Below are 24,090 nucleotides of genomic sequence, written 5' to 3'. Positions count from 1 at the left end.
TGGCTGGGTTTTACTGGATAAAAGAAACAGCAACGATCAACAGTACTTACCTAAATATACTTAAATAAACACACCGTTGAGCATCACTTTATCAATCAGGTTGGTACCAAATGCATAGGGCAGATAGGCCAGCGAGGGAATGGGTTGGGTAAAGATGAGGTTGGCCCTTTTTCCCGGGGTAATGCTGCCCAATTCGTGTTCCAGTTCCATGGCATAGGCTCCGTTGAGGGTGGCGGCATTGATGGCTTCTTCCGGCAGCATTTTCATCTGGATACAACTCATGGCCACTACCAGGTTCATATTGCCGCTGGGACTGGATCCGGGATTAAAATCCGAAGCCAATGCAATGGCACAACCCTGATCCAGCAAGGTTCTGGCAGGCTGAAAAGGCATACGAAGGAAAAAAGCGGCAGTAGGCAGTAAAGTGCCGATCGTTTGAGAGCCCGCCAACGCATTGATCGCATGGTCATCCATGGTTTCGAGGTGATCTACCGAAACAGCGCCCAGCTTCACCCCTGTTTCTGTACCACCGGAAAGATGCAGCTGGTTGGCATGGATCTTAGGCTTGAGGCCGATGGCCATTCCGGCAAGGCAGATGCGTTCGGTTTCTGCCGGACTAAAAAAGCCTTCTTCACAAAACACATCAATATAATCGGCCAGTTTTTCTGTGGCAATGGCGGGAATCATCTCATCAATGATCAGCCGGATATACCCTTCATGATCCTCTTTGTAAGCGGTTGGATAGGTATGCGCTCCCAGAAAAGTGGCTTTGATGGGAATAGGTGATCTTTCCTTCAGTCGTTTGATCACCCGCAGCATTTTCAGCTCGCTGTCAACGGTAAGTCCATACCCGCTTTTGATCTCAATGGCACCAGTACCCAGTTTCATGAGCGATTGGAGTCTTTGCCAGGCCTGTTCCAATAGTTCGTCCTCTGAAGTATCCTGTAATTTTCGCGCCGACTGCAGAATACCACCACCTTTAGCGGCAATCTCGGCATAAGAAAGGCCTTTGATCTTATCCACGAATTCTGCTTCCCGGCTGGCTGCAAATATGAGGTGGGTATGACTATCGCACCAGGTAGGTAATACTGTGGCGCCCCTGGCATCATACAATTCCTCAGATGTTAATACGGTTGTATCTGCCAGTTCGGCCATGGTGCCATATTCACTGATCTTTCCTTCACGAATGCGCAACCATGCATTTTCGATCACCGGCAGCTCGGCCATTTCTTTTCCCCGTAACAATTGTGTCGTGGCCCGAACATTTACGAGTTGATGTATGTTGGTGATCAGGAGGTTCATACGGGCAAATTAACCAGAATCTGAAGAATCCCCAACAATGCGCTAATTTTCGCTCATGATCTGTCAATTGATAGTTGTTAGATATCCCAAATGGATGGGATGGGCAGGTTTTCTGTCCATGGCAGTTTTCCGTTTACCGCTCCTCTTTAACAAACAGATCCGTTTCTGGAAACTTATGGGTTGCGGCCGCAACGGCACATTCGACAAAACACCCGATTGGCGGCAATGGGCGGTTTTGTTAGTCAGGAGTGAGGAGTCTGGAGTCTGGAGTGAACCAGACTCACCGCTCCCAACTCCCAACTCCCAACTTCAAACTCCTAACTCCAAACTCCTAACTCCAAACTTCCTCTCCTCCTGGTGGAAATTCTTTGGTTGTGAAAAATGGGAACTGCTGCTGGAACCGATCGAGGGACATGGCACCTGGGACGGGCAGGCATGTTTCGGGGATCTGCCCAAACAGACAGACTATGCAGGTATGATCGGCATTCTCACCCGGGCTACCATCCGCGTAAGCAAGTTGGGTAGTTTCTGGAAGAATGTGGATGGTGTTGCGTCGCAAATGGCTGGTGCTGATGGCTTTATCACTTCTTTGGGTATTGGAGAAGTACCCTGGCTCAAACAGGCCACTTTCAGCATCTGGCAAAGCAGGGAACAGATGAAACAGTTTGCTTACCAGATGCACCAACATGCAGAAGTGATCCGTAAAACCAGGAAGGAGAACTGGTACAGTGAAGATATGTTTGTTCGGTTCCGGATCCTTTCTTCACAGGGAACTTTGAACGGAAAGTATCCTTTGCAGGGAAAGTTGTAATTTGAGTCAGTTTTATGAATCATTGCAGCACCATATCGTTCCTCACCGCCCATTTTGCATGGATGTACCGTGGATTGAATTCCATGCCCGATCATTGACCTGCCGGCTGCCCTATTCTGTTTTACTGCCTTTCATTCATTGATCACATTATTTATCATTTTGTATGGATACGACATTATCTGTAAGCTCCGAAACAGGAACTTTAAAACGTTTATTGGTACACAGTCCCGACAGTGGTTTGGGCAAAGTAGTACCTTCTAAAGCGCAGGACTGGCTTTTTGAAGACATTGTTCATCTGGATACCATCCGCCGTAATGAATATGATTATTATACCAAGATCCTGCTCTACTTTCTGGATCCTGCCAAAATCAAGGGCAAACTGGCCAAAGTGGATGCCGAAGAAGCACAGCGTAATTTCTACAAACCCGAGCATCCTGATTTTTTTGCTTCCGAAAATGTAGTAGAGCTGCAATGGCTGCTGGCGCAGGTATTGGCCGATAAGGATATTCTCACCAAACTGGTGGCTTCTGTCTGTGCCATTGAAGGATGCACCTATGAAGTGCAGAACCAGTTATTAAATTACACACCTGCCGAACTCGCAAAAACCTTTATCTCTGGTACGTCTAACAGCAAACAGTTATTGTTTGCGCCTATCCCCAATTTTATTTTTACGCGGGATATCGGTATCACCATCAAAGACCATGTATTACTGAACAAACCCGCCAAAAAAGCCAGAACCCGGGAAGCTTTGCTGGCGAAGTATATTTTCTTCCATCATGTTATGTTCAGTCAGTATCGAAGCAATATTATTGAGCTGGCTGATTCGAATCATAGCTTTCTGATGCCCAAAGAAGAAGATGATCGCAAGATCACACTGGAGGGTGGCGATATAATGGTGATCAGCGATAACCACCTGCTGGTGGGTGTGAGTGAAAGAACTTCTTCGGAGGCGGCAGTAAAGATCACTAATACCCTGTTTCAAAAGGGATTGATGGAGAAAGTGAGTATTATCAAGATCCCGAAAAAGCGGGATTACATGCATATTGATACGGTGTTTACGCAGGTGAAAAGAGATGTATGGGTGATGCTCGGTAATTTTTCACGGAAAGCGATGAAACACGAAGATGAAGATGCCATTGAGCGGATCCTGGAAGTGAAAAAGGAAGAGAAGATCAAGATCCTTCAGTTTCACCGGCAGGATCCGGAGAACCCCGTGTCCTTTGATAGTCTGGAAGACCTGCTGATCGATATCAGCAAAAACGACCTGCATTGTAAAACAGAAGTGCGGTTTATTTATTCCGGTAATAACGAGTTTCCCTATAATGCCCGCGAGCAGTGGACGGATTCCTGTAACCTGCTGGCCTTAAAAGAAGGTGTTGTGTTGGGATACGACAGGAATGATAAAACCACAGAAGCTTTCCGTAATGCCGGATTTGAGGTAATTCATGCCCGCGATCTGTTACAGCAACTGGAAGCCGGCACTATTCAAACCGCTACCATTACAAACACGCTGATCCTGATGCCATCGGCTGAATTATCACGAGCCAGAGGTGGTTTTCATTGTATGAGTATGCCGCTCTGGCGCGAGTCGTTGGCCATTGATCAGTAAACAGCTATTTGTCTTTACCCAAAATCTGAAAAATGCAGCATAGTTCTCATATACTGATGATCAAACCGGTGCAATTTGATTTTAACAGTCAAACCGCTGTTAACAACAGTTTCCAGTCCAGTTCGCCGGATGGCGAAAAACAAAGCAGGGCTTTGGCCGAATTCAACCAATTCATAGCGGTACTGGAAAAAAAAGGCATCGATGTTACGGTGGTAGAAGACACGGCTGAACCGCATACACCGGATTCTGTTTTCCCCAACAACTGGATCTCATTTCACGCAGATGGCCGGATTGTATTATACCCCATGTTTGCCGAAAACCGGCGACTGGAGCGTAAACAACATGTACTGGAAGCGATACAGCAGAAATTTCTGATCCGGCAGACCATCGATCTTACTCATTTCGAAAAAGAAAGTCTTTTTCTGGAAGGTACGGGCAGCATGGTGCTGGATCGGGAACACCAGATCGCTTACGCCTGTTTATCGTCCAGAACCATGGAAAAGCCCCTGGCCGTTTTTTGCGCGGAAATGGGATACCGTTCTGTCAGGTTTACAGCGGTGGATGGAAATGGTGATCCTATTTATCATACCAATGTGATGATGTGTGTGGCGGATGAATATGTGATCATCTGCCTGGACTGCCTCCCGAACGAAACAGAAAAACAGACACTGGTTAACAGTTTCCGTGAAACAGGCAAAGAAATCATTCCGATCAGTTACGACCAGGTGAACCAATTTGCGGGTAATATGCTGCAGGTGCATAACCGGGGGGGAGAAAAATGGCTGGTCATGTCATCGCAGGCTTATCATAGTTTAACTGCCGGGCAGATTACATTGATCGAAAAATACAATCCGATCATTCACAGCGATATTAGAACGATTGAAACCAATGGAGGAGGAAGTGCCCGTTGTATGATGGCCGAAATTTTCCTGCCGGAGAAAACAAAACATCATTGAAACAGCCCACATTTGACTAACATACGTTAGTTGTAAAATAAAAATATATTTACTTTTTCACAGGGTTACCTGCTTTTTTTGTGCAAACTCCCTGGCTGAAAACCTTTGATAGCAAAGCATCACAGCTTTTTCCGCAAAATACCGCAACTGCTTGTACACAAAATACTTGTGCAGTAGCAAGTCTGAATTGTGTTAATCGCTGTTCATTCCTTGGCATTTATTTTCAAATGCTTATTTTTGGAACTCCGTGTATTTAATACACACATTTACGAATGATTGCCGTTAATGTTTCACCGCTTTAAAGAAGAATTGCAAAATTACAATGTCTGCTAAACAAGTAACTAAGATTGGTGTACTGACTTCCGGTGGAGATGCCCCGGGTATGAATGCCGCTATCAGGGCCGTAGTAAGAACGGGGATTTATCATGGACTGGAAATTTACGGTATCATGCGTGGGTACAGCGGGATGATCGAAGATGATATTTTTGAAATGAACTCCCGTTCCGTTGCCAATATTATCCAGCGGGGAGGTACTATTTTAAAAACCGCCCGCAGCAAAGAATTTTTTGAACTGGAAGGACGTAGAAAAGCCTACGAGAACCTGAAGAAAAGAGGAATTGATTCTTTGGTGGTGATTGGTGGCGATGGCAGCTTCCGTGGTGCACAGAAATTCAGCAACGAATTTGATATTCCCTGTATCGGTCTGCCCGGTACCATCGATAAAGATATCGCCGGCAGTGATTTTACCATTGGTTTTGATACGGCTGTAAACACGGCTGTAGAAGCGATTGATAAAATCAGGGATACCGCCGATGCACACGACCGCCTTTTCATTGTAGAAGTGATGGGCCGCGATGCCGGTTATATTGCCCTGCACAGTGGTATTGCCACCGGTGCCGAAAATATCCTGATTCCGGAAACCAAAACAGATATTGAAGAACTGATCGCCTCTCTCACCGAAAAGGAAAAGAGAAGAAAACTCGTGAACCTGATTGTGGTAGCAGAAGGCGATGAATTTGGTGGCGGCAATGAAATAGCCGCTATCATTAAAAAAAGATTGCCCAATGCAGATACACGTGTTTGTATCCTCGGTCATATACAACGAGGCGGTTCTCCGAGTTGCCTCGACAGACTGATCGCCAGCCGGATGGGATACCATGCGGTTGAATGCCTGATCAACGGCAGACATAATGTGATGGTGGGCATCCTGAACAACAAGCTGCATTATACACCCCTCGACAATGCCGTAAAAGCCAAACAGAAAATTTCAGACGACTGGTTCAAGATCGTAAAGATCCTCGCCAGTTAATATAAACGCATATTCGTACAAGCAATCCCCACTAAAAAAAATACAATGTCAAAAAACCTTGAGAAGTACCTGCACAAAGACATGGATAAAAAAGCAGGTCTTGCACATGTAGATCACCGTACCAAAATTGTGGCTACTGTTGGCCCTGCCTGTGATTCATACGACCAGCTGCTGGCATTGGTAAGAGCCGGTGTAAATGTTTTCCGCCTGAATTTTTCACATGGCAGTCATGAAGACAAACTGAATATCATTGAGCATATCCGGAACATCAATAAAACACAACCTTATAATATTGCCATCCTTGCCGATCTGCAGGGACCCAAATTAAGGGTAGGTGAAATTGAAAACAATGCATTGGATGTGAAAGTGGGTGATGTGCTTACTTTCACCAACGAGAAATGTATCGGTACACTGGAAAAAATTTATGTATCGTATCCTAATCTGGCGGGTGATGTAACTCTGGGTAATATCATCATGATTGACGATGGTAAAATTGAAGTAAAAGTTACCGGCATTGAAAAAAACGGCGATGTAAAAGTAACCGTTACCCTGGGCGGAATCCTTTCTTCCAAAAAAGGAATTAACCTGCCTGATACCAAAATCTCTTTACCTGCCTTAACAGAAAAAGACCTTGCAGACCTGGAATTTATTATTGAACAGCAATGCGACTGGGTGGCACTGAGTTTTGTAAGAAGTGTAAAAGACATCGTTATCCTGCGCAGCAAACTGGATGAGAAGAAGAGCAAGACCAAAATCATTGCCAAAATAGAAAAACCGGAAGCCCTGGTCAATATCCGCGATATCATCCTGGAAAGTGATGGCATCATGGTAGCCCGTGGAGACCTGGGTGTTGAGTTACCTGTGGAGCAGATTCCTTTGATCCAGAAAGAACTGATCCGTAAATGTATCCATCGCGCCAAACCTGTGATTGTTGCTACCCAGATGATGGAAAGCATGATCGATCGGGTGAAACCCAACCGAAGCGAGATCACAGATGTGGCCAATGCCGTACTGGAAGGTGCTGATGCGGTGATGCTGAGTGGAGAAACGGCTGCCGGACAACACCCGGTACTGGTAGTAGAAACCATGCGTAAGATCATTGCGGAAGTAGAGAAGAAGGAATACCGCTATAACCGCGAAGCTGATCTGAAACCTCAACCCCACTCTCCTTCTTTCCACAGCGATGCCATCTGTTACAATGCCTGTAAGATCTCTGATGATGTAGAAGCCAAAGCTTTGATCGGTATGACGCAAAGTGGTTATACAGCATTTATGCTGAGCAGTTACCGTCCTTCATCACCACTTTATATCTTTACCAAAGAGAAAACACTGGTAAACCAGCTGAGCCTGAGCTGGGGTGTACGTGCGTTCCATTATGCGGAAGAAGAAAGTCTGGACGATATTATCCAGGACCAGATCCAGATCCTGAAAGAAAGAGGGTTTGTAAATTCCGGCGATGTAGTGATCAATACCGGAAGTACGCCGGTAGCCCTGCATCTTCCTACCAATATTATCAAGCTTACCAAAGTTGATTAATTAATTATCCTGACTACTGTAAAAAAGATTCCTGTTCTCACAGGAATCTTTTTTATTTTGAGGACTATAATCCCCAATTATGAAAAAAATCTTCTATTTGCTGCTTTTGCTTACTCCATTCGCGGTTTTGGCACAGAATGCAGACTCTGCTTGGATCAGGAACAACTACACCAAAAAAGAACTCTATATCCCCATGCGGGATGGTGTAAAACTTTTCACCGTAGTGTATGCACCGAAGAGTACCGATGAAAAACATCCGATCATCCTTACCAGAACACCTTATTCCTGTGCTCCGTATGGTGAAGATAAATTTCCTCCACTCTGGTACTCTACCCGTAAATATTTTCTGAAGGAGAATTATTATGTTGTTCAACAGGATGTACGTGGCCGATGGATGAGTGAAGGAAAATTTGTAGATGTACGGCCATACAATCCCAATAAAAAATCTGCGAATGATATTGACGAATCAACCGATGCATTCGATACCATTGACTGGCTTACCAAAAACCTGGCGAATAATAATAACAAAGTAGGTGTGTACGGCACTTCCTATCCCGGTTTTTATGCCACCCTGTCTGCACTGAGTAATCACCCGTCTTTAAAAGCTGTGAGTCCGCAGGCTCCGGTTACTGAATGGTTTCTGGGTGATGATTTTCATCACAACGGTGCATTTATGATGATGGATGCTTTTAATTTTTATTCAGGCTTCGGCAAACCCCGCCCTGCTCCTACCACCAAGGGCCCTTCCGGTTTCCCGATCCCGGTTAAAGACAACTATGAATTTTACCTGCGTGCCGGTGCCTTACCTAATCTTACCAAACTGATGGGCGATAGTATTGAATTCTGGAAAGACCTGATGAGTCATCCAACCTATGATGCTTTCTGGCAGGCAAGGAATACCCGGAATTTTGTACAGCATATCTCTCCCGATATTCCTACGCTGATCGTGGGTGGCTTATTTGATGCAGAAGATTGCTACGGTGCATGGAACCTGTACAAAGCTATTGAGAGCAAAAACAAAAACAATAACCAGATAGTGATGGGGCCCTGGTTTCATGGACAATGGGGCGCACCTGATGGCAGTTATCTCGGTAATGTACAATTCGGTAGCAATACCAGTGACTGGTACCGCCAGAACATAGAACTACCCTTTTTCAATTATTACCTGAAAGGAAAGGGATCTGTTGACGCGATCAAAGAAGCCAATATCTTTTTCAGTGGTGCCAATGAATGGAAGCAATTACCCGCCTGGCCACCCGCCAATAGTCAACCCCAGCCCATGTACCTGCAGCCCAATGGCAAACTGGGTTTTACAGATGCGGCGGCCGGAACCGTAAACAGTTTTGCAGCGTACACAAGTGATCCTGCCAAACCGGTTCCCTATACAGAAGATGTACATCTCGGACGTACCAGAGAGTATATGACAGACGACCAGCGTTTTGCTGCCCGCAGACCGGATGTATTGGTATTCAAGTCCGATATCTTAACAGAAGATGTAACGCTGGGTGGTGTGGTAACAGCTGATCTGCTGGTGAGTCTTTCTACTACTGATGCAGATTTTGTCGTAAAACTGATTGATGTATTCCCCGATGATTTTGCGTATGCTACCCCGGGTAGATCCAATTATGAAATGAGCGGATACCAGATGCTGGTACGCGGAGAAGTGATGCGCGGCAAATTCCGGAACAGTTTTGAAAAACCGGAAGCTTTTGTTCCCAACAAACCTACCCAGGTTAAATTTGCACTGCCCGATGTGGCACATAGCTTTAAAAAAGGCCACCGGATCATGATACAGGTACAAAGCAGCTGGTTTCCATTGGTAGACAGGAACCCGCAGAAGTTTACAGATATTTACCAGGCAAAGGACAGTGACTTCCAGCCTGCTACTATCAAACTGTACCACCATGCTTCTAAAGTAATATTACCTGTGCTTAAATAAAACTGATTACGGCGATTTATATCGCATTTAAAACATTGCCCCCATATGAAACAAAGATTGTTTGCCTTCGCGTTTTTAGTATCTTTTTATCTACAGGCACAGGAACCTGCCATTATTCCCAAACCATCCCGTTTAGAGATGCAGGACGGAAATTTCAGTATCACCCCCGCCACACAGATCGTAACTGCCGGAGCCGGTGTGGAGAAAGCAGCGATGTTCCTGAATGATTACCTGCAGAAATTTTATGGCTTTCGACTGAGTGTTTCAAAAACGGCGGTTGCCAAAAACAGTATTGCACTGGCCCTCGCTAAAAAAGCCGGCGATGTTGACGGAGCCTACCATCTGCAGGTAACCAGAACCGGTATACAGATCACAGGTGATAATGCTACCGGTACTTTTTATGGCGTACAATCACTGTTGCAGTTATTACCTGTGGAGAAAAAAAGGGAATTGATTATTCCGGCACTGGAGATCGATGACCAACCCCGTTTTGCGTATCGTGGTATGCACCTGGATGTGGGTCGCCATTTTTATCCGGTAGGTTTTGTCAAAAAGTTCATCGATTATATTGCCCTGCACAAGATGAATACTTTTCACTGGCATCTCACAGAAGACCAGGGCTGGCGCATCGAGATCAAGAAATATCCAAAGCTGACGCAGGTAGGCGCTTACCGGAATGGTACCATTATTGGTCACCACCCCGGCACCGGCAACGACCAGACAAAATATGGCGGCTATTATACACAGGAGCAGGTGAAAGAGATCGTAAAATATGCCAGCGACAGATTTATTACCGTTATTCCCGAGATCGAAATGCCGGGTCATGCATCTGCAGCCATTGCGGCTTATCCTGAACTCAGCGCTTTCCCTAATGAAGCTACCAAACACCCGGCCAAAGTAACCTGGTTCGGCGATAGCACCGGCAAACAGGTACAACAGGGCTGGGGTATTTACCCGGATGTATTTGCACCAACGGAGTTCACTTTTAAGTTCCTTGAGAATGTGCTGGATGAAGTAATGCAGCTTTTCCCCTCTACCTATATTCATATCGGTGGCGATGAGTGTCCGAAAGAAAACTGGAAACGTTCGGCTTTCTGTCAGCAACTCATCAAAGAAAAAGGATTAAAGGACGAGCATGACCTGCAGAGCTATTTTATCCAGCGGATCGAGAAATACCTGAACGGAAAAGGTCGGCAGATCATTGGCTGGGATGAGATCCTGGAAGGAGGTCTGGCACCCAATGCTACTGTGATGAGCTGGCGTGGAGAAAAGGGCGGCATTGAAGCGGCCCGGCAGAAACACAATGTGATCATGACACCCAACAGTTATGTGTATTTTGATTATGGCCAGAACAAAAAAGAAGATTCGCTCGTGATTGGCGGCTACCTCACCGTACAGAAAGTGTATGGTTACGAACCGGTACCGGCAGCATTACCAGCCGAAAACACCAAATATATCCTGGGTGCACAGGCCAATGTATGGTCGGAATACATGAAAACCCCTTCTAAAGTGGAATACATGATCTTTCCCCGCATGACGGCTTTAAGTGAAGTTTTATGGAGCCGGAAAGAAAGCCGGAACTGGCCCGATTTTGAAAAAAGAATGGAACAGCAGACCAAACGTTATGCTTTATGGAATACCAGTTATAACAGTAAATACCTGGATCCATTGAACAAATAATGTAGGTTTCTGCCTATTTTAAACAAAAAGATGCGTTTTTTTGCGTTTTTATATAGAATTTAGCCGCAGAAACATCCAATAACCGTTAAAAGTAATAAAACAGACAAACCATGGTTGACTCATTTGAAAAGATCCCGGTAAAAATATACCCGAATGCAGAAAAGGGTTCCGCATTTGTGGCCGCGGAAATTGCCAAACTGATCAGGGAGAAAGCTGCCGCTAACCAGTACTGTGTATTGGGGATGGCTACGGGTGGAACTCCGATTGACCTTTATGCCGAGTTGGTAAGGATGCACCGGGAAGAAGGGCTGAGTTTTAAAAATGTGATCACTTTTAACCTGGATGAATATTACCCGATTGAAAAGAATGCCTACCAGAGTTACTGGAGTTTTATGCACCGGCACCTGTTTAACCATGTAGATATTGACCCATCCAATATTCATATCCCCAACGGAAGCTGGCCCAAGGATGAGATCAAAAAATATTGTGCCGAATATGAAAGTAAAATGGAAAAAGCAGGCGGTGTAGACCTGCAGATACTGGGGATTGGTCTGAACGGGCATATCGGTTTTAATGAACCTGGTTCCAGCATCTATTCCCGCACCAGGCTGGTGAACCTGCAGAATACCACCCGTATTGCGAATACCTATGAGTTTGAAAATATTTCGAAAGTACCCCGTCTCGCTATTACCATGGGTATCGGTAATATCCTGAAAGCCAAACGCATTATTTTGATGGGATGGGGACAGAAAGCCGCCATTATTGCCCGTTCGGTGGAGGGAGATGTAACCGAACAGATCCCGGCCAGCATACTGCAGCAGCACGAAGACTGCACGTTTGTGATTGACGAAGCTGCCGCAACAGAACTTACCCGTATCAAATCGCCCTGGCTTACCGGCGATTGTGAGTGGACGCCGCAGATGATCAAAAGAGCGGTGGTACACATGGCCCTGAAAGTGAATAAATCGGTGCTGAGTCTTACATCCAACGACTATCTCGAAAACGGCCTCTCCGATCTGCTGGTAGAAAAAGGCGACGCTTACGAAATTAATCTGCAGGTATTTTACCTGCTTCGCGATAGTATTACCGGATGGCCGGGGGGTAAACCTGGGGCCCATATTCCGGCGCACCCGGAAAGAAGTGAGCCGCATCCCAAAAAATGTGTGATCTTCTCCCCTCATCCAGATGATGATATCATCAGTATGGGAGGAACCTTTATGCGCCTGCACGACCAGGGGCATGAAGTGCATGTGGCTTACCAGACCAGCGGTAATATTGCCGTTACAGATGAATTTGTAACGCGATTCCTGGATTTTGCTGTTGGATTTGAAGCAATGTTCGGGATCGATAATCACAAGAGTCAGGAAATCCTGACTGCTGCCAGAAATTATATTTCAGGCAAACAGAAAGACCAGCGCGATACGAATGAAATCCGCGCTATCAAAGGCCTGATCAGACGCTGTGAAGCAACTGCCACCTGCCGGTATGTGGGGCTAACTGAGGACCGCTGCCATTTCATGAACCTGCCTTTCTATGAAACAGGTACCATCGATAAAAAGCCCATGGGCGAAGAAGATGTGGTGCTGACCATGGAATTACTCCGCAAACTGAAACCGCACCAGGTATACTGCGCCGGCGATCTGGCCGATCCGCATGGCACCCATAAAGTGTGTCTCGAAGTCATTTTTGAAAGCTTACGCAGGATAAAAGCTGCGGGCGACGAATGGGTAAAAGATTGCTGGGTATGGTTGTATAAAGGCGCCTGGCAGGAATGGGATATTGCCGAAATTGAAATGGCGATCCCGATGAGTCCGGATCAGGTGATGAAAAAACGTTTTGGCATTTTTATCCATCAATCACAAAAAGATATGGTTCCCTTCCAGGGCAGCGACAGCCGCGAATTCTGGCAGCGTGCCGAAGACAGGAACGGCAATACCGCTAACCTGTATGCTGAATTGGGCATGACCAAATATGCGGCCATGGAGGCGTTTGTGCGCTGGCATTATTAACCGCTGGCCACAAAACCTGTTATCTAATTTCGTAGTGCTTATTTTTACCGGATGCAAGACCTCAGAAAAGGCCGCCAGGCAATTGCCATGGTTTGGAGTGAGTTATGGAAGAACCCGTCTTTCAAAAAAAAGACCATCGTTTACAGCAGCCTGCTGGTTGCCATACTGGTTATTTTACCTTTTTTCTTTTCCGCCATTGAAAAAAGAAACGGCATTCAGTTAAATGATCCGATCCTGCAATTGATTCCGGCAGTGGATGTATCGCTGGCAACCTTTCTGGTCATCTGGTCCATGACTATTTTTTTATGGGTGAGGATGCTGCAGAATCCTTCCCTGTTTCTCGTCACGCTCTGTTCCATGGTTTTACTGTTCCTTTCCAGGCTGGTCAGTATCAGCCTGCTGCCTCTCGATCCTCCAGTGGGTTTGATCCCCTTGAAAGACCCGATTGTGAATTTATTTTATGGGGGCACCAATGTATTTATTACGAAAGATCTTTTTTACTCAGGCCATACTTCCACCCAGTTCCTGTTCTTTCTTTGTCTGCATAAACGAAGGGATAAACTGATTGCCCTGGCGGCTTCTTTAGTGGTAGCTACGCTGGTACTGGTGCAACATGTTCATTATACCATTGATGTGGTTTTTGCATTTGTATTTACCTGGCCCATTTATCTGATCGGCAAGCGATTGGCCAAACATTAAGGAGATATCAGAAAGCCTCTCCCAACTGCAGGTAAAAACCATTGTTCTTTCCCTGACCAATGCCGTAGTCAAGGCGGATGTTCAGTTTTTCTTTTTTATTTACGGCTATCCGCAAGCCGCCGCCATAGGAATACTTGAGATCACGAAGCGTATAATCAGCAAAATCGTGGCCCACATTACCGGCACCACCAAAAACAACCGCGCTGATGCGTTTCAGCAAAGGGAAACGGTATTCTGTCTGAAAAACAAGTTGATTCTTGTCCTTATACCGTCCATCATAATAACCACGCATCCGGTTTGCTCCGCCAAAAGAGGCCAGGCTACGCACCGGAACCTCGCCCGTATTATTGAAGCTGAATAACTGAAAGGCCAATACTGATTTACGAACTGCTATGAACTTACGGAGATCGAACACATAATTGGTATACACATAATCAGACCCCAGCAGCTTGCTGAAATGATTGAAAGTGAACTGGTATAAGAATCCTTTGTCAGGAGCAAAAGCATTGTTTCTCGAATCCCAGGTAATACTTCCACCCAGGCCGGATACATGGTACCCATGCCTGCCAAAAACCTGCTGCTGATCAAACTTACCCCCTGCCTGGTATTCAATATCCCATACCTTCTGTTTCTCGAAAAGCAGTCCGGCAAATAAATGCGGCGCTACTTTCCGCATCAGATGCAGGTAAACATAGTACTGTTTGAATTTATAAGGTTCTTCATCCGCATCTGCGGTTTGCTGCCCCAATCCCCAGAACTTATCGGGATAAGAGCTGAAAGAAACCTGCTCATGAAGAATATATTTTTCTTGATTGAAATACTGGGAACCTGTAATGGCAACCACCAGCTGTTTTTTGGTGGAATAGAGCAATAAGGCATCCAGATCGGAGGTTCTGGATACAGTATCGGTTTTAAAAGGCCGGAAGGTTAAAGCACCCAGGGCACCAAACGACCAACCCGTTTCAATCGAACGGGCAATAACCGGGAAAAGAAGCAGGTTTTTCTGTTTGGCACTGTCTTTTTGTGAATAAACAAGCATAGGCAGGGATAAGAGCATGAGTATGCCTCCCAGATATGGCAGCTTTAGAGAACGTTTGTTTATCATAAAAGCTGTAAATTAACCACTTATACTTTAACAGGATAAAAACTCCCTATAAAAAACGTAGATTTGTTGTCATTTTGTGCTTTATCAGTTAACAATTTTGTAATATTAATTTAACATTACAGTCACCATAAACGCAACAGGATCAGGAATGAAAAAATGGGATAGTCATTTTCAGCTTGGGGATACGATAACAGAGGAGCAACTGGACTTTTTTGATCAGCATGGCGTTATCGTTTTCAGAAATTTTCTCAGCAAAGAGAAAGTGGCTGTATATATCAGTGAACTCAAAAGGCTGGAATCTCTCTGGCTGGAAGAGAAGCGGGACAAAGTGAACGGTATCCCCCTCAAATTCGGCAAAGACGAAGAAGGGAACAAAACCATCCAGCGTTTATGCTTCAGCAGCTTATACAGCGATCCTTTACACCAGTTACTGGAAGAACCCAGGCTAAAGGCCCTGATGTCTTTCTTAACTCCTTATGAAGGCCGGATCGCAGAAAATGAGAAAGATGGACTGGTAATCAATAATTATATCAATACCCCCAACAGTACTTTTACGCAGATGGGCTGGCATACCGATTCGCCCCGCGATCTGTTCCTTGGGCAAAAGATCATGCCGATGCTGAATGTGGGGATTCATCTTGACACCTGTCCGTTCGAAAACGGCGGACTACGTGTGATTCCCGGTACCCATAAACAGAACATGCTGAAATTACTGTTTGGTAAAAAATACTTTATTGATAACAGTGATGATTCGAGGGAAGTTGGCTTTGATATCAACGCAGGAGATCTGTCTGTACACGATGGCCGTTTATGGCACCGGGTAAAACAATCTCCCAAGTTCGGGGAAGAAAGCCGCCGCCGTGTAATGTATGTGCCCATGGTTACCGGCAAATACAAACCCAAAGACGAAAACAGTAAAACCCCGTTTTACCATCGTTTTACCGGCAAAGTGCACCATTGATTTTTTAAAACGCATTGCAGGAGCCAACTTTGTGTTGGCTTTTTGCTTTTAGAACGGAACCGACGTTTACCACAAACCCAACCATTATGTCGTACGCATTAATCACAGGTGCCAGCAAAGGAATCGGCAAAGCCATCGCTTTTGAGCTGGCAGCCCGGAAAATTGACCTGTTACTGGTAGCGAGAAGCGAATCGCTGTTACAGGCGTTAGGCAGCGAACTTTCGGGCCGGTTCGGGATACAGACCCATTATCTCGCCATAGACCTCGCCATCCCATCATCTCCCGTCGCTGTGGCAGCCTGGATCTCGCAAAATGACTATCCGGTTCATATACTCGTAAATAATGCCGGATTCGGTATCGGAGGCCCTTTTGACCAGCAAGATCCGGCCAGTACCCGGGACATGATGCAGGTAAATATGCATGTACCCGTAGAACTCTGCAGCCTGCTGTTGCCAGAGCTGAAAAAACATGCCCAAAGTTATATCCTGAACATTGCCAGTTCAGCAGCCTACCAGGCGGTACCAGGACTGGTAGTGTATGCGGCCACCAAGTCTTTTCTGTTGAGTTTTAGTCGCGGATTACAGTACGAGTTACGGAAAACCCCGGTTTCGGTAACAGCCGTGAGCCCGGGAGGAACCAGCACCGAATTTGCGAGTACGGCCCAATTGGGCGCCAAAGCGGTAAAGGCCGGCGAAAAACTGAATATGACGGCCGAGGCAGTAGCCCGTTTAGCGGTAAATGCGATGTTTACCCGTAAAACCGAACTGATTACAGGTACTTTGAACAAAATTGGCGCAGCAATGGTCTGGTTATTACCGAAATCTATAACCGAAAAAGCAGCAGCCGGGATCTATGAAATAAAATAATTTAGCAGGATAGCGCGGATTGGTTTTGTCAATTCTTGTTTACGTCTTATATTTGCAACCCCAAACGGGGAAATGGCTGCGTAGCTCAACTGAATAGAGCATCTGACTACGGATCAGAAGGTTTCAGGTTTGAATCCTGACGCGGTCACCAAGAGTCTCACAGAAATGTGGGACTTTTTTATGCCCGCAGTATTCCCTCACTTCCGTGTTTTGCTGTTCCGGGTTCCCTGTTCATCTGTTCAAATAAAAAGACCCGCTCAACCAGTGCAGATCTTTTTAGAACAATTACTAATTACTAATTATTAATTACTATTTCCCCCTCACAAATCCAACCGGTTCATCTGCTTCACCGCATAATCACAGGCCCTGGCGGTTATGGCCATATAGGTGATGGATGGATTGAGGCAGGCACTGGATGTCATGCAGGAACCATCTGTAATAAACACATTAGGCACTTCGTGCATCTGGTTAAACCCATTGAGTACAGAGGTCTTCGGATCTTTTCCCATCCTCGCCGTACCCATTTCATGGTTAGCATTTCCTGGTGAGGAAATTTTAGAACTATCCGTCACATTTTTATATCCCAGCGATTCCAGCATCTCGCGGCCCGTAGCCCTCATATCTGCATGCATGGTTTTTTCATTCTCGCGGAAAGTGCAATCAATACTGATCATGGGCAATCCCCAGGGATCGGTTTTGGTTTTACTAAGTGTTACCCTGTTATCCTGGTAAGGTAAACATTCGCCATACCCATAAAGCCTGATCTTCCATGGGCCGGGTTCGCACATGGCATCTTTAAAACCGGCACCTATCTGCTCTGCAGGTTCCGCAGCACCACGCGAAGCACCGGCATTCAAATGGTAGCCCCGCAGAAAACGGTTATCCGGTTCCAGGATATTTTTGAAACGGGGTATATACAGTGCCGTGGGCCTGCGACCACTATAATACGAATCTTCGAATCCATCTACCGATGCTGTAACCGAAATGCCTTTGTGGTGATCCATCAGGTTACGGCCCACCTGGTCGCTGCCATTACCGAGTCCGTTGGGAAAACGGTGAGAAGTGGATCGGAGCAGAATGGCTGCCGTAGCCACCGTTGACGCATTCAGGAATATCACACGGGCAAAGTATTTTTCTGTCTGTTTGCTCGTAACATCCATCACTTCTACGCCAGTGGCTTTCTTTTTTTGCTCATCGTAGAGTACCTGCAATACCAATGAGCCCGGACGTACCGTTAGTTTACCGGTGGCCAGGGCCGCAGGGATGGTGGCCGCATTACTGCTGAAATACGCTCCAAACGGACAACCACGGTGACATAGATTACGCGCCTGGCACTGTGTGCGGTTATGAATGGGCTGGGTAAGATTGGCGGTACGGCCCATGATCAGTTTGCGGGTGGCGTATTTGGATTCGAGACGGGCTTTCAGGTCTTTCTCCACACAATTCATCTCAAAGGGAGGGAGAAATTCGCCATCAGGCAAAGAAGCGATCCCGTCGCGGTTACCACTAACGCCCACAAATTTTTCTACATAATCGTACCAGGGAGCCAGATCACTGTAGCGGATGGGCCAGTCTACCCCATGCCCGTCTTTGGCATTCGATTCAAATTCATGATCGCTCCAGCGATAACAGGCCCTGCCCCATAACATCGATCGTCCACCTACAATATCACCACGTACCCAGTCAAAGCGACTGATCTCTTCGTAAGGGTTCTGGGTATCGTTGATGTAAAAATGTTTGTTGTCGTCCCGGTAAGAATAATGCCGGGTTTGTATGTGATGATCTTTCCTGTCTTCGGTAGAGAGGGTACCGCGGTGTTCAAATTCCCAGGGGGCTTTGTTGGCAGTGGGATAATCGGGATGCGCTACATTACGGCCCCGGTCGAGCAGCAATACTTTTAATCCCTTTTCACAGAGTTCTTTGGCGGCCCATCCCCCACTGATTCCCGAGCCTACCACAATTACATCAAACGTATTTTTTTCAGTTGCTGTATTGTTCAAGTAAGAAGAGTCGCCTGGCATAAAAATTATTTAATTGTTAACTCGGTAACCAAATGTATCCCATTCTGCTTTTTTATGCAAAGATTGTTACAGAGCCATAGCGGTCAGTTTCTGCAGCAGCACCAACTGGTTGCCGGCCCTCACAAAATTATGATCCGGATAACTGGCACCATAATACAGATCATGGTTGATATGATCGGTCAGAAACCGGAGTGCCTGCATGTAGATCATAAACTGACCGGCATAAAAAAAAGATCCCTTTTCTGCAGCCGAGAGCTCTTCGTCCATTTCTGAGAGATACCCTTTTACAATGGCATGGTACATATCTTCCCGTACATCAATCTTTGAAAAATCTTTTTCCTCTTCACTAACCGTTGGCAGGTAGGTTCGCATCATATCACCTACATCGCTGATAAAATAACCGGGCATTACAGTATCCAGGTCTATTACGCATAAAGCATGATCCTGTTCATCAAACAACACATTACTGATCTTGGTATCATGATGGGTAACCCTGATGCGGAAACCGGGATCGTTTTGTATCTCCACAAACCTGTTTACCAGCTGAGACTGTTCTTTTATCTGCTGAATCAACGCAGCAGACTGCCGGATCCTTTCCGGGTTACCTTGTTCGAGCGCCTGTAGAAACTGGCGGTAACGCAAAGACAGATCATGAAAGGAAGGAATAGTGGTATGTAATGTCTTTGCATCAAACCCCGACAACAAACGGGTAAATCTCCCAAACTGTTTAGCGGCTTCAAATGCCTGGTTTGCCTCGGTAGCCACTTCTTTTGAATGCGAGCCCGGAACAAAAGGGAAAACGCGGAAAGAACCGCCCTGCTCCCCTTCTATCGTAATCAATTGTTTTCCGTCAGCGGCGATCACAGGTGCTGCAAAGAAATAACCAGGTGCATGTTCCGCAAGGTATGCAGCAATACGACTGATATTATCCGCAATAGCTTCCGGTTGTTGAAAAACCTGTGTGTTGATTCTTTGCAGGATATACTTTTTCCCTTCCCTCGTTACCGTCCAGGTATGATTGATCAAACCGGTACCGAATGCGTTGATCACTGTATCCGGCCCGGTAAATCCATAGGCTGTTAAAACCGCTTGTGGTATGTCCATGATTTTCTTCCCGCCAGTGTTTAATAATCATCTCCTAATGCAAACACCGGTTTACGATACATCCATTGCCCGCCGGTAAAATCAGGAAACTCCACGATCTGGTTACCAAGGTCAATCGATTTTTCACTGAGCGGTGTAATGGCACTCCAGGCCGCCGCATCGTACACATCCAGCGGCGTAGGTGTTTTGCGTTTGATGGATTCGATGAAAGCATGGATCACAAAAAAGTCCATGCCGCCATGTCCTGCACCAGCCGTTTCTTTGCTCCAGCGCTGCCAGAGCGGGTGATCATATTTATCCAGCCAGGCTTTGGCATCATCCCACTGGTGTGCTTTGGCCGATTTACCTTCTACATAAATACTTTTGTTCACATCCATCCACAACCCTTCGGTACCCTGCACACGGAAACCGAGCGAATAAGGACGCGGCAGATTTGTATCATGCTGCAATAAAATGGTTTCACCATTGGCACAGTTAATGGAAGTGGTAACCACATCGCCCAGTTTGAAATTCACTTTGGCATTGGGATGGTTCTCTCCACCTTTTTTCACCACATAATTATGCAGTCCGCGGGCTTTGGATGAAAAAGAACTCAGAGTTAAAAACCGGTTGCCCCGGTTGATATTGATATAGTTCGCAATGGGCCCGATGCCATGCGTAGGATACAGATCACCATTGCGGTGAACCGAATGCTCCGTTCTCCAATGCGCTTCTGAATATCCTTTTTCACCAAACTCCACGCCATGACCATAGGTATTTACGCCATCATTAAATTTCACTTCGCGCAGATCGTGCTGGTAACCGCCCTGCAGGTGAATCAATTCACCAAATACACCCTGGCGCACCATATTCAATACCGCCATCACATCCCTGCGGTAACACACGTTCTCGAGCATCATTACCTGCGCCTTGTATTTTTCAGCGGCACGCACTACTTCCCAATGATCTTCGAGGGTAATGCCGATCATTACTTCAGAACCTACATATTTGATACCCGCTTCCAACGAGCCAATGATCATTTCTTTGTGCCATTCCCAGGGAGTAGCAATCACCACACCGTCTATATTCTTTTTCTCCACCATTTTTTTCCAGGCATACTTATCGCCTGTAAAAATTTCTGGCATGGGCTTACCTGATTTACTGATCATTTCTTTGGCGGCTGTAAGGGCTCGGGGTTCTATATCACAGATGCCCACCACTTCCACATCATTGCGGCGGAGTAAAAGATCCAGGTGATTCGCCCCCCTGGCACCGGTACCGATCAATACCATTCTTACTTTGGTATCGGGTGCAGCGGCAAATAATTTCATACCTGGTAATACGGCCATGGCGGCAGTGGCCAGGCCGGCTGTGCGAACAAATTCTTTACGGTTCATAGTGCATGTGCATTATCGTTAGCAATCAGTTGGTGGTGGCTGCAGGCAGCCCGTTGAAGCATCTAAGATAAAAAAGCTGAGGCATACATAAGTATGTTATTTAAGTTCCATAATGACGAATGCTTTCTCTATTTTTATCACATGAAAATGCAATTCTGGTCGGTAGGAAAAACACATGAAGTGTATGCAAAAGCGGGTATTGAAGAATTCTCCAAGCGACTCAATAATTATTTCCCGGCCGACTGGCTGATCATTGCCCCACCCAAAAATGCAGGTACTTTATCGGAAGCCGAACTGAAGAAAGCCGAAGCTGCCGTTATACTGGCGCAACTGCAAAAAGACGACCACCTGATTTTGCTGGATGAGCGGGGCAAAAATCTCAGCTCCCCCGAACTGGCCCAATGGATTCAACAAAGAGCTAACAGCAGTACCAAACGAATCGTTTTCCTGATTGGTGGCGCTTTTGGGGTGGATGAGTCTGTTAGCAAACGAGCCGATCTGGTCTGGAGTTTATCCCGACTGGTATTTCCGCATATGCTGGTCAGGCTGATCCTGGCCGAGCAGGTGTACCGGGCCTGTACCATTTTACGGAATGAGAAATACCATCATAGTTAAGTAACTCTCTGCGAAAACTCCGCCTCTCTTGTTCTCTGCGGTTGGTGAAAGCTCCATCCAACCGCAGAGAACAGGGAGGTTTCGCAGAGAGACAATAAACTGTGAAATATTTAATATATCTCTCCCACAGAATTTCATAAATTGCCTCTATGCTTACTATCACCCTTATCATATTGTTATTGACCTGTGTGATCTCTTTCACCGCTTTTTCGAATGAGAAGATCACCAATGATATGATCTTCTACCCCACGGCCGTTACCAATCACAACCAGTGGTATCGTTTTATTACCTGCGGTTTTATCCATGCCGATTTCATGCACCTGGCCTTTAACATGTACACGTTTTACCTGTTTGGCGATATGGTAGAAAGGGCATTCACTACTATTTATAGTGAGATGGGAAAAGCTTTGTACATCGTCATGTATATTTCATCCCTGGTGGTTTGTTTGCTGCCTACATATTTCAAACACCGCAACGATTATTATTACCGCAGCCTGGGCGCTTCGGGTGCGGTTTCTGCGGTAATTTTTACCGGGATCTTTTTAAATCCAACCATGGGCATGGGCATTTTCCCGATTCCTTTTCATATTCCGGCTTTTATCTTCGGGCCCTTGTACCTGGGCATTTCTGCCTATCTCGCTAAAAAGGGACATGGCAATATCAATCACTCCGCGCATATCTGGGGAGCCTTATACGGGGTTGTATTCCTCGTTATTACCAGCCAGTTTCTGAGTCCTTTCAGGCCACTGGAGAGTTTTGTAAATGAAGTGATGAATTATTTCAGATAGTTCAACTGTAGTACCTGCTTAGTTTTTCCGGTGATGCGGAAACGGTTATCAATCCGGTAACCCAGCACCCACAGAATCCTTTTATCGCTTTCAAGCACCCATACCTGTTCTTTTTCGGTACGGGATAATTTCAGGTCGATCAGAAACTTACCCAGCTTCTTTTTCTTCTGCATGCCCAGCGGATAAAAATAATCCCCGGCCTTCCATTTGCGCAGCAGCAGCGGGAAACGGATCTCACTGGCATCCAGAGAAGCTTCTGAGGAAGAATGAGTGAATGAGTGAATGAGTGGATGAGTGAATGTCTCTGATTTTGCAGTAATGAGGAGTTTCCCATTTTCGAATACCACTTCGGTCTGCCCTTCTTCTATCTGGATATGTTGCGCTGTGGCGGTGTGATTGGGCGAAATGATCATCCATTGGCGGTTACGGATGATGCGGTGACTGGGTGAAACCTGAAAACCCCCATTCTCCCCATCCAGCAGTTTGATGATTTCTGCTGTTTGCACCGCGTGAAATCCGAAACGACTGATCAGCTCCCAGGTAATGGTAGACAGGGGTTTTACCTGTTTCCATTTCATCACGGGCACATGCCACTCCGTACCTTTGGCTTCGAGCAAACGGTTCACCTGCTGGTCTACCGATTGCCGGTAAATCGCCTCGATCTCCCGGAACCGTTCAATAGTATGCAACAGGTTTTCTTCCACCTGCGGATACACTTCTTTGATCTGCGGTAATAACTGGTTACGGAAATAATTCCGCGTGTATTTATCAGATGCGTTAGAGGAATCTTCCACAAACGATAGGTCTCTCGCAGCTGCATACAACTGCAATTCATTTTTCCGGAAACCCAACAAAGGCCTGATCAGTTGCCGCTCTTTCAGCAAAGGTTGTATACCCGCCATTCCCTGTATACCGGTACCACGGAAAAAGTGCATCAATACCGTTTCGATATTATCATCCGCATGATGCGCCGTAACAATAAAATATGAAGTGAATTGTGGATTGTTGCCCGTACTTGTTGGGCTGTTGCGAGCTAACAGCCAACCAGCCAGTATTTCGCTGAACCAATCATACCGTAATACCCTTGCCGCTTCCTGGATGGAGAGTTTATGTTCCTGTGCGTATAGTTTTGTATCAAATTTCTTTACCAACAGTTCTTTGCCGTACATGTCAGCCAGCGATCGCACAAACTGTTCATCCCGCTCACTCTCCGAACCACGCAGTTGAAAATTCACATGCGCCATCACAAAATCAAAGCCCATGCAATTCAATAGATCCACCAGCACCACACTATCCACCCCTCCACTCACCGCCACCAGCAAACGGGTATTGGCCGGTGTTAGCTGACAGAATTCCTCCTGCCACTGCTCCTGAAATTTGTGTAGTAAATCCATCGCGAATAAA

General features: G+C 46.1%; 19 protein-coding genes and 1 tRNA gene. 14 read left to right on the top strand and 6 right to left on the bottom strand.

From position 1 onward, the window contains the following. Positions 1–60: 60 nt before the first annotated feature. A complete protein-coding gene (hutI, locus tag AC1RNB_RS10495) occupies positions 61–1,302 on the bottom strand; it encodes an imidazolonepropionase (protein ID WP_493082625.1) in 1,242 nt (413 codons plus the stop codon). A gap of 55 nt (positions 1,303–1,357) precedes the next feature. Between hutI and AC1RNB_RS10490 the strand changes: the two genes are divergently transcribed. The 9 genes from AC1RNB_RS10490 (at position 1,358) to AC1RNB_RS10450 (ending at position 13,850) form a co-directional block, all read left to right on the top strand. Beyond that, positions 1,358–2,113, top strand: coding sequence for a spheroidene monooxygenase (locus AC1RNB_RS10490; RefSeq protein WP_493082624.1), 756 nt, complete (start codon positions 1,358–1,360; stop codon positions 2,111–2,113). A 163-nt stretch (positions 2,114–2,276) separates the two neighbouring features. Next, on the top strand, positions 2,277–3,722 hold the full coding sequence (locus AC1RNB_RS10485; protein WP_493082623.1) for an arginine deiminase family protein: 1,446 nt from the start codon (positions 2,277–2,279) through the stop codon (positions 3,720–3,722). A 32-nt stretch (positions 3,723–3,754) separates the two neighbouring features. Further along, positions 3,755–4,678: a citrulline utilization hydrolase CtlX gene (gene ctlX / locus AC1RNB_RS10480; protein ID WP_493082622.1), complete on the top strand. Its 924-nt coding sequence runs from the start codon at positions 3,755–3,757 to the stop codon at positions 4,676–4,678. Between the two features lie 322 nt (positions 4,679–5,000). Further along, a complete protein-coding gene (pfkA, locus tag AC1RNB_RS10475; RefSeq protein WP_493082621.1) occupies positions 5,001–5,987 on the top strand; it encodes a 6-phosphofructokinase in 987 nt (328 codons plus the stop codon). A 45-nt stretch (positions 5,988–6,032) separates the two neighbouring features. Continuing rightward, on the top strand, positions 6,033–7,523 hold the full coding sequence (pyk, locus tag AC1RNB_RS10470; RefSeq protein ID WP_493082620.1) for a pyruvate kinase: 1,491 nt from the start codon (positions 6,033–6,035) through the stop codon (positions 7,521–7,523). Between the two features lie 79 nt (positions 7,524–7,602). After that, positions 7,603–9,462 (top strand): CocE/NonD family hydrolase, encoded by a 1,860-nt coding sequence (locus AC1RNB_RS10465; protein WP_493082619.1) that lies wholly within the window; start codon positions 7,603–7,605, stop codon positions 9,460–9,462. Positions 9,463–9,507: 45 nt separating this feature from the next. Then, positions 9,508–11,142, top strand: a complete 1,635-nt coding sequence (locus AC1RNB_RS10460; RefSeq protein ID WP_493082618.1) for a beta-N-acetylhexosaminidase — start codon at positions 9,508–9,510, stop codon at positions 11,140–11,142. Between the two features lie 110 nt (positions 11,143–11,252). Then, positions 11,253–13,151 (top strand): glucosamine-6-phosphate deaminase, encoded by a 1,899-nt coding sequence (nagB, locus tag AC1RNB_RS10455; RefSeq protein WP_493082617.1) that lies wholly within the window; start codon positions 11,253–11,255, stop codon positions 13,149–13,151. 51 nt (positions 13,152–13,202) lie between these two features. Then, positions 13,203–13,850 carry a phosphatase PAP2-related protein gene (locus AC1RNB_RS10450; RefSeq protein WP_493082616.1) on the top strand — a complete coding sequence of 216 codons (648 nt, stop codon included), beginning with the start codon at positions 13,203–13,205 and terminating at the stop codon, positions 13,848–13,850. Positions 13,851–13,857: 7 nt separating this feature from the next. Here AC1RNB_RS10450 and AC1RNB_RS10445 read toward each other — a convergent pair whose 3' ends face one another. Then, the gene (locus AC1RNB_RS10445) at positions 13,858–14,889 is read right to left on the bottom strand and encodes a BamA/TamA family outer membrane protein (RefSeq protein WP_493082615.1); all 1,032 of its coding nucleotides are present in this window, start codon (positions 14,887–14,889) and stop codon (positions 13,858–13,860) included. A gap of 214 nt (positions 14,890–15,103) precedes the next feature. Here AC1RNB_RS10445 and AC1RNB_RS10440 point away from each other — a divergent pair, with 214 nt between their 5' ends. The 3 genes from AC1RNB_RS10440 (at position 15,104) to AC1RNB_RS10430 (ending at position 16,933) form a co-directional block, all read left to right on the top strand. Further along, complete coding sequence (locus tag AC1RNB_RS10440; RefSeq protein ID WP_493082614.1) at positions 15,104–15,916, top strand: phytanoyl-CoA dioxygenase family protein; 813 nt, start codon at positions 15,104–15,106, stop codon at positions 15,914–15,916. 86 nt (positions 15,917–16,002) lie between these two features. Further along, positions 16,003–16,782 carry an SDR family NAD(P)-dependent oxidoreductase gene (locus AC1RNB_RS10435; RefSeq protein WP_493082613.1) on the top strand — a complete coding sequence of 260 codons (780 nt, stop codon included), beginning with the start codon at positions 16,003–16,005 and terminating at the stop codon, positions 16,780–16,782. A gap of 74 nt (positions 16,783–16,856) precedes the next feature. Then, a tRNA-Arg gene (locus tag AC1RNB_RS10430) sits at positions 16,857–16,933 on the top strand. Between the two features lie 169 nt (positions 16,934–17,102). Here the strand turns inward: AC1RNB_RS10430 and AC1RNB_RS10425 are convergent. The 3 genes from AC1RNB_RS10425 to AC1RNB_RS10415 all read right to left on the bottom strand — a co-directional run bounded on the left by AC1RNB_RS10425 (position 17,103) and on the right by AC1RNB_RS10415 (position 21,283). Continuing rightward, positions 17,103–18,803 carry a GMC oxidoreductase gene (locus tag AC1RNB_RS10425; protein WP_493082612.1) on the bottom strand — a complete coding sequence of 567 codons (1,701 nt, stop codon included), beginning with the start codon at positions 18,801–18,803 and terminating at the stop codon, positions 17,103–17,105. Positions 18,804–18,869: 66 nt separating this feature from the next. Continuing rightward, positions 18,870–19,907: a phosphotransferase enzyme family protein gene (locus AC1RNB_RS10420; RefSeq protein WP_493082611.1), complete on the bottom strand. Its 1,038-nt coding sequence runs from the start codon at positions 19,905–19,907 to the stop codon at positions 18,870–18,872. Between the two features lie 20 nt (positions 19,908–19,927). Then, positions 19,928–21,283 carry a Gfo/Idh/MocA family protein gene (locus AC1RNB_RS10415; RefSeq protein ID WP_493082610.1) on the bottom strand — a complete coding sequence of 452 codons (1,356 nt, stop codon included), beginning with the start codon at positions 21,281–21,283 and terminating at the stop codon, positions 19,928–19,930. Positions 21,284–21,424: 141 nt separating this feature from the next. Between AC1RNB_RS10415 and AC1RNB_RS10410 the strand changes: the two genes are divergently transcribed. Then, positions 21,425–21,898 (top strand): 23S rRNA (pseudouridine(1915)-N(3))-methyltransferase RlmH, encoded by a 474-nt coding sequence (locus AC1RNB_RS10410; RefSeq protein ID WP_493082609.1) that lies wholly within the window; start codon positions 21,425–21,427, stop codon positions 21,896–21,898. 149 nt (positions 21,899–22,047) lie between these two features. After that, positions 22,048–22,686 (top strand): rhomboid family intramembrane serine protease, encoded by a 639-nt coding sequence (locus AC1RNB_RS10405; protein ID WP_493082608.1) that lies wholly within the window; start codon positions 22,048–22,050, stop codon positions 22,684–22,686. On the opposite strand, the gene tilS is transcribed toward AC1RNB_RS10405, so the two are convergent. Further along, on the bottom strand, positions 22,674–24,080 hold the full coding sequence (tilS, locus tag AC1RNB_RS10400) for a tRNA lysidine(34) synthetase TilS (protein ID WP_493082607.1): 1,407 nt from the start codon (positions 24,078–24,080) through the stop codon (positions 22,674–22,676). The genes AC1RNB_RS10405 and tilS overlap by 13 nt on opposite strands. Between the last annotated feature and the right edge of the window lie 10 nt (positions 24,081–24,090).

The sequence above is a fragment of the Sediminibacterium sp. GW821-FHT12F12 genome, assembly GCF_058806635.1.
Note: the sequence above shows the minus strand (reverse complement) of the source record. Positions and strands in the feature narration are given on the sequence as shown.

Excerpts from the sequence above, each read along its gene's own strand:
- ctlX (WP_493082622.1), top strand. The coding sequence starts at position 3,755 with ATGCAGCATAGTTCTCATATACTGATGATCAAACCGGTGCAATTTGAT.
- AC1RNB_RS10450 (WP_493082616.1), top strand. The coding sequence starts at position 13,203 with ATGCAAGACCTCAGAAAAGGCCGCCAGGCAATTGCCATGGTTTGGAGT.
- AC1RNB_RS10410 (WP_493082609.1), top strand. The coding sequence starts at position 21,425 with ATGAAAATGCAATTCTGGTCGGTAGGAAAAACACATGAAGTGTATGCA.
- nagB (WP_493082617.1), top strand. The coding sequence starts at position 11,253 with ATGGTTGACTCATTTGAAAAGATCCCGGTAAAAATATACCCGAATGCA.
- AC1RNB_RS10420 (WP_493082611.1), bottom strand. The coding sequence starts at position 19,907 with ATGGACATACCACAAGCGGTTTTAACAGCCTATGGATTTACCGGGCCG.
- AC1RNB_RS10405 (WP_493082608.1), top strand. The coding sequence starts at position 22,048 with ATGCTTACTATCACCCTTATCATATTGTTATTGACCTGTGTGATCTCT.
- AC1RNB_RS10435 (WP_493082613.1), top strand. The coding sequence starts at position 16,003 with ATGTCGTACGCATTAATCACAGGTGCCAGCAAAGGAATCGGCAAAGCC.
- AC1RNB_RS10485 (WP_493082623.1), top strand. The coding sequence starts at position 2,277 with ATGGATACGACATTATCTGTAAGCTCCGAAACAGGAACTTTAAAACGT.
- hutI (WP_493082625.1), bottom strand. The coding sequence starts at position 1,302 with ATGAACCTCCTGATCACCAACATACATCAACTCGTAAATGTTCGGGCC.
- pyk (WP_493082620.1), top strand. The coding sequence starts at position 6,033 with ATGTCAAAAAACCTTGAGAAGTACCTGCACAAAGACATGGATAAAAAA.
- AC1RNB_RS10425 (WP_493082612.1), bottom strand. The coding sequence starts at position 18,803 with ATGCCAGGCGACTCTTCTTACTTGAACAATACAGCAACTGAAAAAAAT.
- AC1RNB_RS10460 (WP_493082618.1), top strand. The coding sequence starts at position 9,508 with ATGAAACAAAGATTGTTTGCCTTCGCGTTTTTAGTATCTTTTTATCTA.
- AC1RNB_RS10415 (WP_493082610.1), bottom strand. The coding sequence starts at position 21,283 with ATGAACCGTAAAGAATTTGTTCGCACAGCCGGCCTGGCCACTGCCGCC.
- AC1RNB_RS10445 (WP_493082615.1), bottom strand. The coding sequence starts at position 14,889 with ATGCTTGTTTATTCACAAAAAGACAGTGCCAAACAGAAAAACCTGCTT.
- AC1RNB_RS10440 (WP_493082614.1), top strand. The coding sequence starts at position 15,104 with ATGAAAAAATGGGATAGTCATTTTCAGCTTGGGGATACGATAACAGAG.
- tilS (WP_493082607.1), bottom strand. The coding sequence starts at position 24,080 with ATGGATTTACTACACAAATTTCAGGAGCAGTGGCAGGAGGAATTCTGT.
- AC1RNB_RS10490 (WP_493082624.1), top strand. The coding sequence starts at position 1,358 with ATGATCTGTCAATTGATAGTTGTTAGATATCCCAAATGGATGGGATGG.
- AC1RNB_RS10465 (WP_493082619.1), top strand. The coding sequence starts at position 7,603 with ATGAAAAAAATCTTCTATTTGCTGCTTTTGCTTACTCCATTCGCGGTT.
- pfkA (WP_493082621.1), top strand. The coding sequence starts at position 5,001 with ATGTCTGCTAAACAAGTAACTAAGATTGGTGTACTGACTTCCGGTGGA.